The organism is Hypericibacter adhaerens (genome assembly GCF_008728835.1).
In the GTDB taxonomy this organism is placed as follows: Bacteria; Pseudomonadota; Alphaproteobacteria; order Dongiales; family Dongiaceae; genus Hypericibacter; species Hypericibacter adhaerens.
Map to the genome: position 1 here is coordinate 3,725,500 of NZ_CP042582.1, position 16,234 is coordinate 3,741,733.

The 16,234-nt window shown below is 66.3% G+C and carries 15 protein-coding genes; 1 reads left to right on the forward strand and 14 read right to left on the reverse strand.

Annotation, left to right across the window (positions count from 1 at the left end; genetic code table 11):
- Nucleotides 1-10 precede the first annotated feature (10 nt).
- The 14 genes from FRZ61_RS16505 to FRZ61_RS16570 all read right to left on the reverse strand — a co-directional run bounded on the left by FRZ61_RS16505 (nt 11) and on the right by FRZ61_RS16570 (nt 14,580).
- Entirely contained in the window at nt 11-2,251 is a 2,241-nt protein-coding gene (locus FRZ61_RS16505) for an ATP-binding cassette domain-containing protein (RefSeq protein ID WP_151118764.1), read from the reverse strand.
- Nucleotides 2,248-3,849, reverse strand: coding sequence for an ABC transporter transmembrane domain-containing protein (locus FRZ61_RS16510; protein WP_191909060.1), 1,602 nt, complete (start codon nt 3,847-3,849; stop codon nt 2,248-2,250). Before FRZ61_RS16510 ends, FRZ61_RS16505 begins: the two co-directional genes overlap by 4 nt.
- Before the next feature lie 388 nt (nt 3,850-4,237).
- Complete coding sequence (ehuD, locus tag FRZ61_RS16515) at nt 4,238-4,900, reverse strand: ectoine/hydroxyectoine ABC transporter permease subunit EhuD (protein WP_151118766.1); 663 nt, start codon at nt 4,898-4,900, stop codon at nt 4,238-4,240.
- The gene (gene ehuC, locus FRZ61_RS16520) at nt 4,897-5,559 is read right to left on the reverse strand and encodes an ectoine/hydroxyectoine ABC transporter permease subunit EhuC (protein WP_151118767.1); all 663 of its coding nucleotides are present in this window, start codon (nt 5,557-5,559) and stop codon (nt 4,897-4,899) included. The genes ehuD and ehuC overlap by 4 nt, the downstream gene beginning before the upstream one ends.
- Before the next feature lie 87 nt (nt 5,560-5,646).
- Nucleotides 5,647-6,480, reverse strand: coding sequence for an ectoine/hydroxyectoine ABC transporter substrate-binding protein EhuB (gene ehuB / locus FRZ61_RS16525; protein WP_191909061.1), 834 nt, complete (start codon nt 6,478-6,480; stop codon nt 5,647-5,649).
- A gap of 142 nt (nt 6,481-6,622) precedes the next feature.
- A complete protein-coding gene (ehuA, locus tag FRZ61_RS16530) occupies nt 6,623-7,447 on the reverse strand; it encodes an ectoine/hydroxyectoine ABC transporter ATP-binding protein EhuA (RefSeq protein WP_318526343.1) in 825 nt (274 codons plus the stop codon).
- Between the two features lie 66 nt (nt 7,448-7,513).
- Complete coding sequence (locus FRZ61_RS16535) at nt 7,514-8,314, reverse strand: HpcH/HpaI aldolase family protein (RefSeq protein WP_151118770.1); 801 nt, start codon at nt 8,312-8,314, stop codon at nt 7,514-7,516.
- A gap of 34 nt (nt 8,315-8,348) precedes the next feature.
- Entirely contained in the window at nt 8,349-9,098 is a 750-nt protein-coding gene (locus FRZ61_RS16540) for an SDR family oxidoreductase (protein WP_151118771.1), read from the reverse strand.
- Nucleotides 9,099-9,132: 34 nt separating this feature from the next.
- On the reverse strand, nt 9,133-9,987 hold the full coding sequence (locus FRZ61_RS16545) for a TauD/TfdA dioxygenase family protein (protein WP_151118772.1): 855 nt from the start codon (nt 9,985-9,987) through the stop codon (nt 9,133-9,135).
- Between the two features lie 32 nt (nt 9,988-10,019).
- Nucleotides 10,020-10,802 (reverse strand): 2-keto-4-pentenoate hydratase, encoded by a 783-nt coding sequence (locus FRZ61_RS16550; RefSeq protein ID WP_151118773.1) that lies wholly within the window; start codon nt 10,800-10,802, stop codon nt 10,020-10,022.
- 25 nt (nt 10,803-10,827) lie between these two features.
- Nucleotides 10,828-11,613, reverse strand: coding sequence for an ABC transporter permease (locus FRZ61_RS16555; protein WP_151118774.1), 786 nt, complete (start codon nt 11,611-11,613; stop codon nt 10,828-10,830).
- Nucleotides 11,610-12,383 carry an ABC transporter ATP-binding protein gene (locus tag FRZ61_RS16560; protein WP_151118775.1) on the reverse strand — a complete coding sequence of 258 codons (774 nt, stop codon included), beginning with the start codon at nt 12,381-12,383 and terminating at the stop codon, nt 11,610-11,612. The genes FRZ61_RS16555 and FRZ61_RS16560 overlap by 4 nt, the downstream gene beginning before the upstream one ends.
- Nucleotides 12,384-12,451: 68 nt before the next feature.
- Complete coding sequence (locus FRZ61_RS16565) at nt 12,452-13,450, reverse strand: ABC transporter substrate-binding protein (RefSeq protein WP_191909062.1); 999 nt, start codon at nt 13,448-13,450, stop codon at nt 12,452-12,454.
- A 359-nt stretch (nt 13,451-13,809) separates the two neighbouring features.
- Nucleotides 13,810-14,580: a GntR family transcriptional regulator gene (locus tag FRZ61_RS16570; RefSeq protein WP_151118777.1), complete on the reverse strand. Its 771-nt coding sequence runs from the start codon at nt 14,578-14,580 to the stop codon at nt 13,810-13,812.
- A gap of 440 nt (nt 14,581-15,020) precedes the next feature.
- Between FRZ61_RS16570 and FRZ61_RS16575 the strand changes: the two genes are divergently transcribed.
- On the forward strand, nt 15,021-16,187 hold the full coding sequence (locus tag FRZ61_RS16575; RefSeq protein WP_151118778.1) for a zinc metalloprotease: 1,167 nt from the start codon (nt 15,021-15,023) through the stop codon (nt 16,185-16,187).
- The last annotated feature ends 47 nt before the right edge of the window (nt 16,188-16,234 follow it).

Consider the following 16,234-nt stretch of genomic DNA (forward strand, 5'->3'; position numbering starts at 1 on the left):
GCCCACCCTCCTATCCGATCTTGGCCACGGGCTGCGCGGCCGGTTGCGCCTGGGCGGTCGGGCCGACATGGAGCACGTTGCCGCGCTCGATGACCACCATCTGGTCGCTGCTCTGGATATGGGCGGTCGAATAGGGAATCCAGATCACCGTCGTCCGCCCCCGGATGGAGTCGAGATAGCGCTCGATCCTCTTCTCCCACTCCGGATCGCCGCCGAGGCCGACGCCGTCCAGCAGCAGCACCGGCGGCGAGCCGAGCGTCGCCGCGACGAAGGCGACCAGGTAGCGAAATTTCATGTCGGCATGGGTATCGTTGAACGGCTTGAGCTGCCGGTCGAGGATGTTCTCGGTCGCGCAGGCAAAGGTGTAGAGATTGTTCCAGCCGGGGCCCAGCGTCCGGTCGAAAGCCTGCAAGGCCTCCTCGTCCCTCAAGGTCGGTACCCGCAGGCGCAGATACTCGCGCACCGTGACCGGCAAGGCCGGCACGAGCTGCGGCACATAGCCGATCCAGGCGCGGTACTCGGTGGCGTCGAACTGGCGGATGTCGCGCCCGCTCGCCAGCACGCGGCCCGATTGCGGCCGCCGCAACCCGGCCAGGCATTCCAGCAGCGCCGTCTTGCCGCCGGCATTGGGGCCGACGACGGCGACCCGCGCGCCGGCCGGCGCGGCGAAGGAGACGCCGTTGAGCACCGCCTCGTGCTCCGGGTCGGGACGGTAATAGAGGCGCTCGGCGGCGATCGAGACGTTGGTGATCCCCACGGGGCTCGAGATCTCGACGCCCGCGCGCTCGCCCTGGGTCGCCATCAGCTGGTCGACCTGCCGCACCGAACTGCGGATCTGGCGGATCCGGACCAGGGAGCTGAAGGCCTGCTGCGCCGGGGTCGTGATCCGCCAGATCAGCATCATGGCGGCCACCAGCCCGCCCGCGTTCATGATGCCCTGGAGCACGAGCACGACGCCGACGCACATGGTCGCCAGCACGGTGAGCATGCTGAGCGCCTGCCCGATCGCCTGGGCGCGGGCCACGGCGATGGCGTATTCGCAGTTGCGCTGCGCCGCGTCGCGCGCATATTCGGCGAACCGGCCCAGCCACAGGCTGCCGCCGCCCTTGTGATAGAAGGCGTTGATGCCCAGAAAGGCGGCCCCGGCATGCTCCTCGAGACGTGACGATGCGACGCCCGCGGCGGTGGATTTGCTGGCGACGTAGTCGGCGGTGGGAAAGGCGATCGCCGCAAACAGCATCAGCGAGACGATCGGCACGAACACCAGCCATCCGCCCAGGATGGCGATCGCGATCACGAAGATCACCAGGAACGGGTAGTCGATGAGATTGGCGCCACCGGCGCCGGTCAGGAACTGCCGGGCATTCTCGAAGCTGCGCATGCGGATGACGTTGTTCAGCACGCCCAGCCTGGTCGACATGTCGAGGGGCAGGCTCAGCATCTTGCGCATCGTGGCCTCGCCGATGCGCACGCCGGCCCAGCTCCCCATCCGGGAGATGACCACCTGCCGCCCCACCTTGAGCAGCCAGGCGGCGATCACGGTGACGATCGACAGCAGCGCGATGCCCCAGACGGCGTCGGCCGTGCCCGACGGGATCACGACGCTGTAGACGATCATCGTATAGATCGAGACTCCGAGCCCCAGGAAATTGAGGACCGCGCTCAGGCCGAAGAGCTGGAACAGCTCGTCGCGCATCCGCTCGAACAGGCCACGGAACCAGTTCGGCCGGGCCTCGTCGGGAGGATGGAAACCGGGATCCGGATCGACCGACAGGATCGTGTCGCCGCGCGCCAGCGCGAAATTCCGCTCCTCCCGGTCGATCAGCCAGCGATCCCGACCCTCCGATTGTCCCAGATAGACGGCGACCTCGTTGCCATGACGCGCCACGCTGCCGGCCCTGAGCCGCCTCGTATCCGACGCGTCGCCCCTGGCGACGATGCGATGGCTCACGAAGCCGATGTCCCGGAGAAGCCGCTCGAGATGCGGCAAGGTGATGGGCTCCCCGGGCGGCGGCAGGAGCGCGGCCAGGCTGCGGCTGGTTCCGGGCCAGCCCAGCGCCACCAGCATTTCCGCCAGCACGACGGCCGAAGGCGAGTTCGCCCTGCGCTCGGGGCCGATGACCTTTTCCAGCCGCTCCAGCCAGACCGCTTCGCTCCAGCCCTCCGTCTGCGGCGGCTGCAGCGACGGCTGCGGCGGGGCGGCCGGCGCCGGTGACGGCGGGGCGGCCGCCGTGGAGATGGCGTCGTTCACGACGCACCTCCCGCCTCGATGCGGATCTTCTGATCGGCCAGCTGCAACAAGGCGGGGTTGCCCGACACCAGGAAGATCGTAATGCGCCCCTTGAGCTCCCGCAGGAGCTCCACAAGCTTGCGCATGCCGTCGAGATCGAGCGCGCCGCCCACCTCGTCGAGGCAGAGAATCGTCGGCCGGCGCACCAGGGCGCGAACCAGGCCGATGCGCACCGCCACCCCGGGGCTCACGCTGATGCCGACGCCCGGCGCCATCGGCGTCATCAATCCCTGGCGCAGGCTGTCGACGAAGACGCTGAGGCCCAGACGCTGTGAGAGCCGGATCGCATCGGCGTTGTATTGAGGACTGAACAGGGTGAGGTTGTCGAGCAGCGTGCCGCGGAGGAGCTCGGTGCGGGCGGTGACCATGGCGATGCCGCGCTTGAGGCTTACGCTGTCATAGGCGGTGCTGGGCTCGCCGTCGAACTTGATCTCCAGGCCCAAGGAATCGTCGAGCCGGGCCACGGATTCCAGCAGGGCGGACGCGGTGAGCGCATCGGCGGCGTCGACATGCACGATGCTGCCTTGCGGGACCGAGACCGGCCCATTGCGGATCATCGGCCCCGCGATATCGATGGTGCCGCCGAGGAAGATGTTCTCGCCGTGGCCCAGCCAGAGCGGCGCCTCCGGCAGCGAAAGCACGCGCTCGATCTTGCGCTTCGCCACGTCGCGATAACCGAGCCGGCTCAGATAGGCGAAGGCGCCCATGACCGGGCCGATGGACCGGCCCGCCAGCAGCGTGCAGGCGGCGAGGCCGCCGGTGGTCAAGGTGCCATGCACCACCATATAGGCGCCCGCGGCCACCACGGCGATCGTCGAGATCTGCCCCAGGAGCGTGCCATTCTCGCGGATCAGCGCCATCTGGTTCTCGATGCGGGCGTTCCCTTCCATGGTCCGCGCCACGACATCGCGGTAGCGGCGCGTCAGCATGGTTTCGGCCGCCATCGCCTTCACCTCCGGCAGCCCGGCGAAGATGCCCCAGGCGAGGTCGCGCCGGGACGTCTCCGCCGCGTCCACCGCGCGGACCGCGCGGAAGGCGGCGCGCGAGATCACCAGGGCGGCGATCAGCGCGACCAGCGTCAGCGTCAGGGGGATCAAGGCCAGCCAGGACGCGATATAGCCGATGAGCGCGATATAGATCGCGGCGAAGGGCAGCTCATGAAGCGCGGCGGCGGCGTTGCCGGACCAGAAATCGCGCACCTGCCCGACGGCCCGAACCGCATCCGTCAGCGTCGGCACGCCCAGCTCCTGCACGGCCTTCGGATTGCTCCGCAGCAGATGGGCGAGCAACTGGATGGTGGTGCGGCTCTCGAACGCGGCACCGACATGGGCCAGCAGCACGGCGCGGCCGTAGCGCAGCAGCGCCTCCAGCAGGATCGCCACGGTCACGCCGACGGCCAGCACGAAGGTCGTGGCATAGGCCTGGTTCGGCAGGATCCGGTCGTAGATCTGAAGCAGGGCCAGGGGGACGGCCAGAGCCAGGATATGAGCGGCCACCGAGGCGGCGATCGCCAGGACTGTGACACCTGCCGGCTTGGCGTCGTCTACAAGCTGCGACACGGGCTCAATCCTCTCCTCACAACAGAGAAATAGAGGTCGACTAACCGTCCGGCTGTTTACTGCTCGATACTCATCATAGCGCGCGGTCCACCAGACCAAGCGGCATCTTAGATTGGCGCAAAGTTTTCGCGGAAATCTAGAAAAAGGGGCTTTGGCCACAGCCCACAGCCCGTGCGGGGGCGCGTCCGGCTGTCGAAACCGTAGGGAAAGCCAGCAATCGGCACACTCCCGCGTGCGCCGCCGTTTCGCCGGCTTGCATTTGCCGACGGCCCTGCATGAGGGGCCGGCCATTGCCGGCCGGCAGCTTTGGTCAGCCGACCAATTTTCTTTCGAAGGCCGATGAAGAGCGAGGGCCGACCGTTTCGCCGCTTGCGTCAGCCCCGGTTCATCACCGCGCCGCAACCGGGCCGAGCGCCTTCTCGAGCCGCTTGAGAAGCAGCGTGGCGGCAATTGTCATGATCAGGAAGATCACCCCGGCCATGGTCAGAGGCTCGGTATAGCGGTAGGTCTCGTTGCCGGTCGCCAGCGCGCGCGACATCAGCTCATGGACCGAGATCGCCGACAGCAGGGCCGCCTCCTTCAGCATGCCGACGGCGTAGTTGCCGAGCGCCGGGATCATCTTGGGGATCGCCTGAGGCAGGATGATGTGAATCCAGGTTTGGCTCCGGCCCAGATTGGTGGCCATGGCCGCGTCCCATTGTCCCTTGCCGACGCTGAGGATGCCCGCCCGGAACACCTCCGACATGTAGCAGGCGTAATGCAGCCCGAGCCCGATCACGCCGGCCAGGAAGGCCGGCAGGACGATGCCGATATCCGGCAGCAGGAAGAAGATCACATAGAGCTGCACCAGCAGCGGCGTGCCGCGCAGGAACTGGACCGTGAACCGGATCGCGATCCGGATGGCGCGGTTTTCGGCCTGGCCGGCGATGGCGAAGAGGATGCCGACGGCAAACGCGATGGCCGTGCCGGCCAGCGTCGCCTCGACCGTCACCAGGGTGCCCCGCAGCAGCACGGGCAGATAAGGCCAGACGAAGTTCCAATCCCAGCTCATGAGCGGGACACCCCGCGACGATGCGCGGTCAAGCGGCCCTCCAGCCATTTCACCGGCGCCGTGAAGCCCAGCGACAAGAGGTAGTAGAGGACCAGGATCGCCAGATAGGGAAACAGCGTCTCGCCGGTCGCGGAGCGGATCGCCTGAGCCTGGAAGGTCAGCTCGTTGATGGTGATCAGCGAGACGATTGCCGTCATCTTCAGGAGCTCGACGATGTTGTTGCCGAAAGGCGGCAGCATCAGCGGCAGCGCCTGGGGCAGGATCACATGGCGCAGGCGCTGCCAGCGGCCGAGATTGATGGCAAGCGCGGCTTCATGCTGATCGCGGGGCACGGCGAGGATGGCCCCGCGCACGACCTCGGCCGAATAGGCGCCGACATTCAACCCCAGCACCAAGATGCCGACCGTCATGGCCGGCAGATCGATGCCGAAGAAAGGAAGGACATAGAACGCCCAGAAGAGCTGCACCAGGCTCGAGGTACCGCGGAAGAAGCCGGTGTAGCAGACCGCCAGGCCGCGCAGGAGACGCGACCCCGATGCCCCGGCGAGCCCGACGATGAAGGCGACGGCCAGGGCGACAGCCGACGACGCCAGGGTCAGCGCGATCGTGACCCAGAGCCCGTCGATCAACAGCCTGTAATAGTCCAAAGAGCTCGGCATGGCCCGGCCCGCGATCGCCTCTCAGGAAAGCGCAGAAGGCGGAGGACGCTGGGCGTTCCTCCGCCTCCCCTGCCTAAGGCCCGTGACTTACTGGGCCGCGCAGAGCTGCGCCGTATCCGCCTTCAGGGCGATATCCGCCGGGAACCCGTATTTGGTCAAGATCCGGGTGAACTCGCCCGATTGCTGGACCTTGGTGAGCGCCGCGTCGTAAGCATCGCGGAAGGTGGCGTCCTCCTTGCGGAAGGCGGCACCGGCACAGGCGATCTGTGCGCCTTCGACCGGAATGACCTCGAAATTCGGATCCTTGTTCTGCAGCGCCGAGAAGGTGTCGCTCGGATCGATCCAGACATTGACGCGACCCGTCTGCAGCAGCTTCAGCCGGCTCTGCACGTCGGTGTTGGTGACCATCTGGTCCTCGGCGACCCCCGCCTCTTTCGCGATCCGGACTTCGTTGGAGCCGGGCGCCATGGTGATCTTGACCTCGGGGTGGGCCGCGACGTCCTTCAGGCTGTGCAGGTTGAGCGGATTGCCCTTGGGCACCATGAAGACGTCGACGCTGCAGGTGTCCGGCTTGGAGAACAGCACGGCCTGGCAGCGCTGCGGATTCATGAACATGCCGGTGCTGACGAGATCGTATCGCTTCGCCTGCAGGCCGGGGATGAGGGCGCCCCAATCCACGACCTGCGGCCGCACATCGGTGATGCCCATCTGCTTCAGCGCCGCGATCGAGATCTCGGGCGCGGCACCGATCGGCTTGCCGTCCTGGTCGACGGCGGCATAGGGAAAGCCGCCGGCGCCGATGCCGATCTCGACGTAACCCCGCTTCTGGATTTCGGCAAGCGTGTCCTGCGCCTTGGCCGCCGGTATGCCGCCGATGCCCAGCAGTACCAGGAACGTCAGGACTCCCCGCAACCGGGACATCGACCGGATCCTCGTCATATTCTCATTCATCAGGTTCTTCATGCGTACCTCCCTGTCTTCTTCGTGATGGTTCCGCGCCGGCTTCCATGACGGTCACGGTTCTGCGGATGGCCCCTTCGTCGCTGCCGAAGAGGGCCGGTGGTCAAATGGCCTGCCCGGACGCGATGATCTTGCGCAGGAACGAACGGGTGCGTTCCTCGCTGGGCACGGTGAAGATGCTTTCGGGCGACCCTTCCTCGACGATGCGCCCGCCATCGAAGAAGAGCACCCGGTCGGAGAAATCGCGCGCGAAGCTCATCGCATGCGTCACCAGCAGCATGGTCATGTCGGTCTCCTCGGCGAGCCGGCGCACGACGTTCAGCACCTCCTCGACCAGCTCGGGATCGAGCGCCGAAGTGATCTCGTCGAACAGCATCACCTTGGGCTGCAGGGCGAGAGCCCGGGCGATGGCGACACGCTGCTTCTGGCCGCCCGAGAGTTCGTCGGGCCGGCAATGGCATTTGTCCGCGAGCCCCACCATCGTCAGCAGGTCGACGGCAGCGGCCTCGGCCTGGGCCTTGTCCACGCCTTTGGTGAGCATGGGGCCCAGCGTCACGTTCTTCAGCACGCTCATATGCGGGAACAGGTTGAAGTGCTGGAAAACCATCCCGACCTTGGAGCGGATGCGGTGCAGCGCGTCGCGGTCGCCGCGCGAAGGCCGGCGGCCGGGAACCGAAGCGCCGATCTCCTCGCCATCGACCCGGACCGATCCGCCGTCGATCGCCTCCAGCGTCATGAGGATGCGCAGGATCGTCGTCTTGCCCGAGCCGCTCGGCCCGATCAGCGAGAGCTTCTCGCCGGGCTTCACCGTGAAGCTGACGCCGTTCAGCACCCGCAGGGCGCCGAATCTCTTTTCCACCCCATGGAACGAAACCAGGGCCGGCCGGCCCGGGCTCGCTTCGGATCTGGTTTCGGCTTCCCGGGACAAGATCGCCTCCGATCCCGCTACAGGATGCCGGTCGGGGGGCATGAAGGGCTCCTGCTCACGGGTGGGCTACTCTGCCGCCTTGGGCATGTGCGACTGGAAATCCCGCGCCACGCCGCTGAAGACGTCCCTGAGCGCGGTGGTGTCGGTCTTGTAGGTGATGATCCGGGCTCCCCGCTCGACCCAGTGCCGCCCCTCTTCCAGCGACCAGGTCCCCATCTCCAGCACCTTGCCCTGCTTGAGGACGGCCTCGGCCAGCCGCTCCTTGTATTCCTCGATCACGCCCGCTTCGCGCGGCGTGCCATAGATGCCGAGCTCCTGCGCCAGGTCGGCCGGCCCCATGCCGAAGGCATCGACGCCCTCGATCGAGACGATGTCGTCGAGATTGCGGAAGGCCTCGATCGATTCGAGCATCACCGTCAGATGGACCTGCCCGTTCAGGAAGCCGAGATCGCCGGTCGCTTCGTCCGGCAGGGTGTAGTCGTTCTGGGGACCCGGCTCGAACGTGCCCCGGTTGCCCAGCGGCGCGTGGCGCGCGGCGGTGACGATGTCGCGCATCATGTCGGGGTTGTGGATCTGGGGGATATAGAGGTTCCAGACGCCGGCATCGAGCAGCCGGGTGATCCAGACCCGGCTTCCTTCAGGCGGGCGGACCACCAGCGGGAAATCCAGACCGCGGGCCACCATCGCCATGTCGGCGACGGCCTCGAGCGAGATCGGCGTATGCTCCATGTCGACCTTGGCGAAATCCAGCCCCGTGCTCTTCAGCATGGGGAGGACGGCCGGATTGCGCGCCAGCATCACCCAGGTGCCGACGAGCGCGTCGCCCTTGGCCAGGCGGGAGGCAAACGCATTTGGTTTGACCGGCATTGATACTCCTTGAATTCAGATTTCATTCCCCGCGTCAGAGCCCGCGGTTGAGCCCGCCATCGACCAGGATGTTCTGGCCCGTGACGTAACCCGCATCCGCCGACAGCAGGAACGCGACCGTCTTGGCCACTTCCTGCACGCTGCCGGGGCGGGACATGGGAACCTGCCGCTTGATTCGTTCCTCGAACGGGAAATTCTCGACGAAGCCCGGCAGGACGTTGTTCATGCGGACATTGGACGCGCCGTAGGAATCCGCGAACAGCTTCACGAATCCCGCCAGCGCCATGCGCATGCAGGACCCGGTCGGATAGGCGAAGCTCGGCTCCTTCTGCGCGAAGCTCGTGATGTTGACGATCGCTCCGCCGCCCTGCCTCACCATCGTCTCGGTGACGAGACGCGACATGCGCACGACATTGAGGAAGATCATGTCCATCGCCTGCCGCCAGGCGTCGTCGGTGAGCGACAGCAGCTTGAGATCGGCGTCGGGATCGAACTGCCCGCCGGTTCCGGGCACGCCCGTGTTCGGGGAGTGGCCGGTATTGTTGACCACGGCGTCGATCCGGCCGAAGCGCGAGAGCGCGGTCTCGACCATCCGGGCGAGATCGCGCTCTTCCGTCACCGAGCCGCGCAGGCCGACACCGCCGATGCGGTCGGCAAGCTCTTCCGCCGCCTCGGAGCGCGTCATCATCACCAGCTCGTATTGGCGCTCGGCGAGCTCGGTGGCGCAGGCCGTCCCGAGGGCGCCGCCGGCCGCCGTGATCAACGCAACGGGCTTAGAGACCATGTCCGTTTCTCTCATCAGGCAGGATCTTCATGTGTCACCAGCGCGGCCATTCGCCTTCGACGGTGGTACGGTGCAGGCGACGGCGCCCCCCGGGAATGACGGCGCCCCGGCTGTGGATCGTGCAGCGATTGTCCCAGACGAGAACGTCGCCCTGCCGCCATTCATGCTCCCACTGGAATTTCGGCTGCGTGACGTGATTCCAGATGCGTTCGAGCAGCGCGTTGCTCTCTTCGACCGGGAGACCGACGATGTAGCCGTCACCCTGCCGCCCCAGGAAAATGCTTTTCTCGCCCGTGTCGCCATGGGTGCGGACGAGCGGGAACCAGGGTCCGGGCGATTGCGAAGGATCGATCTTTTCCGGCTTGTCCTTCTTGACCAGGTCGTAGTTGGTACGGCCGTGGATGACGATGCGGCGGTCGATCTGCTGCTTGAAATCCTCCGGCAGCGCGGCATAGGCGGCCGTCATGTTGACGAAGCGCGTGTTCGAGCCCCGCGCCGGGATCTCCAGGCCATGGAGAATCAGCGCGGAGTTGGGAATCGGCATCGTGTCGCTGTGCCAGATCGCCTCGCCGCTGCCGAGCGCGCCGATGGGCTTGCCGTCGATCTCCACGTTGGAGACGACATCGACGATGCCGGGATATCTGGTGTCGAGCTCGCGGTGGTAGTCGACCGGCCGGTCGTCGCGCAGCACGCGCCCGAAGATCGCGCTGAACGCCAGCAGCTGCTCGTCATCGAGCTGCTGACCGCGAATGAAGATCGCCTTGTGCTTCAGGTAGGCGGCCTTGATGGCGGTCTTGCCGCCGGCGTCCAGCTCCCGTGAGACGTCCACGCCCCGGACCTCGGCGCCGAGCGCCGCTCCGGTCGGAATCACGTCGATCGCGGCTGTCATGATCCTTCCTCCAACCTCACCCTGCCCTCGAGCTAGACGACGGAAACCTCGACCCGGCCCAGGGGACCGAAATCGACAAGAGCCTCGTCGCCTGGCTTCGCGAAATAGACCGGGGCGCACATGCCCGTGTTGCAGATCTGCCCCGCCTTCAGCCCCTCGCCCCGGCCGGCGGCGTGATTGGCGAGCCAGGTGATCGCGCTGACCGGCCCATCGAGCACGTTCGCCCCCCTGCCCGCGGCCTTGAGCTGTCCGTTCACCGTCACCGCGATCGGCAGGCTCGCCAGATCCAGGTGCCGCCAATCCTCGAGCCCGGCGCCGTGAACGAGGAACTGGTCGATGCCGCCCTCGGCAATCAGATTGAGGGGCGCCTGGTTCATCCAGTCCCGAAAACAGCTGATGACGATCTCCACGCTCGGATGCACGCTGCGGACCGCCGAGACGACCTCCGCCTCCTCATAGCGGCGGCCCCGCGGCGGCAGATCCCGCGCCATCTGGAAGCTGATCTCGGCCTCCAGCGCGACGGGAAGCTCGCCGGGGCTCCGGATCGTCGCCGGCGAGCGCAGGAAGCGTCCCCCGCGCCACCGCGCGCCATAGGGCTCCGTCAGGCCCAGCTGGTGCAGCATCGATCGGTTGGTCGCGGAAGCGAACCAGCCCGCCGCCTTCCCGTCGGAGCGCCGCTGGAACAGACGATCCTGGATCGCATAGGCCGCGGCCAGATCCTTCGGCACGCCGGTGCTCATCGCCTGGATCAGACGTTGCCGGTCGCAGGCTTCGACGATTTCCTGCACGCTGGTTTCGATCGCGGTCTCGCTCATTGCCTGGCTCGCTTTCGCATCACCGCTATTCGATGCCCAGCCGCCGCTGCCAGGAGAAGCGGCGGTCGATCCAGGCGAACAGAGAGAAGATGAGCAGGCCCAGCAGCAGCAGGACGATCAGGGTGGCAAAAGCCTTGGAGACGTTCAGCCGCGACTGGAACAGGATCAGCAGATAGCCGAGCCCGGCGGTCGAGGAGACCCATTCGACGACGATGGCGCCCACCACCGAGGCCGCCGCCGCGAGGCGGATGCCCGCGAACACATGCGGCAGGGCCATGGGGATCCGCACATGCCGGTAGATCTGCCATTGGCTGGCGGCCACCGTCTCCATGAGATGGATCATCTGCCGGCCGGTCGCCTGAAGCCCCGAGAGGGTGTTCACCAGCACCGGAAAGAACGAGAAGATCGCGATGATCATGACCTTGGGCAGGATGCCCACGCCGAACCAGACGATCAGGATCGGCGCCACCGCGACCACCGGCGTCGTCTGGGTCGCGAGGATGGGAACATAGAGCGCCTTGCCGAGCACCGCCGACTGATGCATGAGGACGGCGGTCGCCAGGCCCAGCAGCACGCCGGCGCCGAGACCGAGGACGATCTCCTCCAGCGTCACCAGCAGGTTCTCCAGCAAGATGCGCCAGCTGTCGACGAAGGCGTTCGCCACATCCAGCGGCGGCGGCAGCAGATAGGCCGGCACGTCGAGGGCCACGACGACGAGCTGCCAGAGCGCGACCAGCAGCACCAGGAACAGGAGGACGCCCAGCGCCTCCTTGAGCTGGCCGCCCGGCCCCTTCGCGGCGCCCGGAATCACGCCGGCCTCCCGCCACGGACGAACCCGGGCTCCAGCAGCCGCTGCAGGTGGGTGACGTAGTCGCCGAACTCGCTCGCATAGCGGATCTCGGGGTCGCGCGGCCGCCCCAGCTCGATCGCGACGTCGGCGACGATGCGCCCCGGGCGGGGGCTCATGGCGATGACCCGGTCGGACAGGAACACGGCCTCGGCCACGCTGTGGGTGATGAAGACGATCGTCTTGCGGCGCTGGCTCCAGATGTTCAGGAGCTCGACATTCATGGCGTGGCGCGAGAACTCGTCGAGCGCCGCGAAGGGCTCGTCCATCATCATCAGGACGGGGTCGAGGCACAGCGCCCGCGCGATCGACGCGCGCTGGCGCATCCCGCCCGAAAGCTCGTGCGGATAGCGACGGGCGAATTCCGAGAGACCGACCAGGGCCAGCGTCTCGGCGATACGGCGGCGGCTGTCGGCGTTCCACTGCCCGGAGACGGTGAGCAGGAGCGCGCAGTTGGCTTCCACCGTGCGCCAGGGCAGCAGGACGGGCTGCTGGAACACCATGCCGATCTCGTGCGCCCGGCGTGCCGCGAGCGGCGGATGCCCGTTGATGAGAACGGTGCCGGCCGTGGGCTGGAGCAGCCCCGCCATGATCGAGAGCGCCGTCGACTTGCCGCATCCGCTGGGCCCGATCAGGCTGACGAACTGGTTCTCGGGAATATCCAGCCCGAAATTCTCGAGCGCCGTCACGGCACCCCCGGACGGTCCGCCATAGACCATGGAGATGCCGTGCATCGAAACGATGCTACGGCCTGCGGGAGCCCGATCCTGGAGGCTCCCGCGCCGCACCGCCGACGTCGAGATCACTGCGCCTTCCAGTCCTTGGCGTTGTCCGGCAGGTAATCGTTCGTGAACAGGGTCGAAAGGTCGGCCTCGTGCTCGATGACCTTTCCCTGCAGCAGCGCATCCTGCAGCCCCTGCCAGTCGGACAGATCCATCCAGCCGAAACCGTGCTGGGCGACATCGGGGCTGCCGATCAGCTTCATGGAGATCGCCAGCGCCTGCTTCATGAACTCCCGGTCCTCGCCGGGGTTGGCTTCCATCATGACGGCGAGCGTCTTGTCCGGATCGGCGTTCGCCGCCACCCATCCCTTCACCGCGGCCTTCAGGAAGCGGCGGACGACATCGCCGTTCTTCGCCACCCAGTCCCTGTTGCCCACGACGGTGGGGCCGTAGATCTGGACCTTGTCGTCGCTCATGACGAAGACGTTCACCGGCACGTTCTCGCGTTGGACATTGATGGCTTCCCAGTCCCAATAGCCCATGGCCGCGTCGATCTGCTTGGACAGCAGCATCGGCACCATGGCCTCGGGCTGCACCGTGACCCACTGGATCTTGTCGCGGTCGATGCCGGCGCGCTTGAGCTTGGCCTCGAAGAGATAGACCGTCGGATTGGAGACGTTGTAGCCGACCTTCTTGCCGACGAAGTCCTCGAGCTTCTCGATGCCGCTGTCCTTGCGGGCGATCACGCCCTCGGGATTCGACTGCATATAGGCCGAGACCGCCGTCAGCGGCAGCCCCTGGCTGGCCGCGACCACGATCGAGCTCGCCGTCGTCACGCCCAGGTTGGCGCTGCCCGCGGCAATCGCCTGGTTAGCCGGGTTCGAGCCCTTGAGAAGCAGGAACTCCACATCGAGCCCCTCGGCGGCGAAATAGCCCTCGTGCTGCGCCACGTAGAATCCGGCCCAGCCGGAATACGGAACGTTCCAGTTCAGCGCCAAGGTGATTTTGTCCGCCGCCTGGGCCAGCGACGCAAAGCCCAGCATGAAGGCGGTCAACAGAAGCAGCAGACGCGTTTTCATCCCAGTCCCCCGATATTGCCTTGTTGCCGGCAGGCTTTTTCGCCGGCCCGGCCGATCGCACTCCCCGCCGCCCGATCCTGGATTCGTTCGGCCATCCATCGGGCTTTCTTTCGCGCCCGTCTGTCCCTGGCGACCCGATAGGGCGAGCTGCCAAGGCAGGATTTCAGACATTATTGGGCAGAATTAAAGTCATTACAACGCTAAAATTGCATTTTGTCCGTACATTAATGCCTTCCTTGCGCACAAAAAGGCAGCAACCCGCCCAGCATCTGGGCGGCGTCCTTTCGGAGCGCTGATCCGGCGTGGTGACGGAATCTCGGGTGGCGGGCTTCGATGCCGGCGCCGCAGGCCTACGGCGATCAGGCGATATGCGGCCGGCCGGTCGTTTCGAGCGGATGCTCGGAGACGGCGAGACCGAAATCGCCATCGAGCGCGAAGCGGTCTCCCGGATGGATGAAGTAGACGATCGAGATGGCTTCTTCCTGGTGGTAGAGCCGCCGCTCGAGCGTCACACAGGCGGCGCCCACGGGAACCTGCAGCAGCCGCGCCACCTCCTCGGTGGCATTCACGGCCGTGATCCGCCGCCGGACCCAGGACCAGAGCGCATTGCGCATCAGCCACATGCCGGGCGGCTCGCGCTCGAAGGTCTGGTCGGCCGCCTTGGGAACGGAGGTCAGATTGATGAAGCGGCGCTCATGCTGAGCCACCGTGTTGTCGGCAAGATGCAACACCTCGACATAGAGAAAGGGCGCGCCCATCGGCAGGTCGTTCCAGCGCAGCCCGCCATCGCCGTTCCTGACCTTCTTCAGCGCCAGGATGCGGTACTCATAGACGCCGCCGCGCTCGCCGACCTCCACCGAGATGTCCTTGACCGGCATCAGGAAGCGTTCGCGGAATCCCTTCGCCACGGTGGTGCCGGCCCGCTTGTTCCGCTCGAGCAGGCCCTGCTCGGCGAGTTCCGACAACGCCTTGCTGATCGTCTGCCGGGACAAGGCATAGCGCTGCATCAGCTCCGCTTCCGATGGGAGGCGGTCTCCGGGAGCAAATTCGCCCTCGACGATCTGTTGGATGACCGTGCGCTGGAACTGCTTGAAGAGCGGCCCCTCGCCATCCAGCTTCCACTTCGTCATTCCGTCGTTCCTTCAGCGCTGGTGACCGGCGGCCCGACCGCGCTTGCGCCCAAGCCGTTGAAGAGTTTGCCAGAAGCAAAGCGGGTTTGCCCAGCGCGACCGCGCGTCACGGCGCGCGGAAGGCAAGGAAACCATGCACGCGGGAATCAGCCTGGGAGTCCATCCCGCGCCCGCCGCGTTTGCAGGTGACGATGGAAGATTCGAGATTCCCACGGCTCGCGCCGAGCTAATGGATCGTTCCGGCACAAATTGACCTTGCAAGATGGCCAGACCCTGCCACAACCTGAACGCGTGATAAATAAACGCCTCCTGCTCGCATTTGCTGTAGCGCTTCCCTGGGGACCCTTGGCTCCGGTCCCGGGCGGTGGGCGCCGGTCTCCATTCCGGCATGTGAACGAACCCGGCCCGCAGCCAGCCTCGCCCGACGACTGGCGTTGCTCATGACGCGCTCGAAAGAACCATCCCCAAGCAGACCGACGGCACGCCGCATCTGGGGCAGGCTCGCGGGCGGGCTGCTCCGCCTGGCGTTTGGGATCATCGGATCTGTGATTTCGATGGGGCAGATCATTGAGGCCGTCCGCGAGTCGGGCCTCATCCTGGAGCCGATCGTCGGCGTCGTCATCGGCATCGCGCTCTACCTGATGCAATCGTGGCTCGCCATCCTGGTCCACGAGTCTGGGCATGCGGCGGCTGCGAAACTGACCGGCCGCCGCATCCATCTGTTTGCCGTATGGCCGTTCGTTTACCGGCCCCGGGCAAAACAATGGTTTCCCTTCGCGGGAATGCAGGGGCAGGATTTTGGCGGATTTGTTATAGCCACCCCGAGCCGTCCGGGCGATTGGCACAAAGGCGAAGCCTTTTTCATTCTCGGCGGCGCACTTGGGAACATACTGACAAGCGCCCTGGCCTTCTTGGCCATCGCCACGGGTCTTTTCGGCGGCGCCTTCAACCTGGCTCTGTCCGCGCTCGCCGTATCGTCGTTCACCATCGCGCTCATCAATCTGGTACCGAGGAGCGTCACCGGCGGCGCGCGAACGGACGGAGCTCACTTGCTCGATATGCTCCTCAGAAGACGCGACCCGGCTCTCGAACGGGCGGGCTGGCTTTCGGGGAGGGAGATCGATGGAGTCCGGACGGCGGAACTCGATCCCAGCCTGCTGCGAGAACTGGAGGCTGACATCTCATCGGGAAAGGCGCCCGAAATCACCTACCGGTTCTTCTACAATCATTTCCTGGCACGCTCGGATGTCCGGCGCTGCCTTGAGATCCTGGACCTGTTTGTGTCCAGGCCCGAAGAGCTTTCGGATTGGGTGCGGATCGAGCGCGCATTCCTGATTGCCCTGCTGCACAAGGAGGGCGATGAGGCGCTGCAGCTGCTTGCTGCCGTGTCGCCTGCAGCGCGCTCGAATTACGGCTACTGGCGCGCTTTGGCCGTGGCCCGCCACGCGGCCGAAGACCGCCAGGGTGCGATCGACGCCGCTCGCCACGGTCGCGAGGTCGTCAAGAACAGCCGGGCCGAGCTGAACGATGACGATCTGGCCCTCCTGGCCGCTATTGAGCGGGGCGCGGAACGGCTGCCGCTGTCGGATACGCCTGTTCCGGCCTAGCCAGATCACGGCCGGGCGCCCGTTCGCCTTCCCCGCCGCCAAAGCGT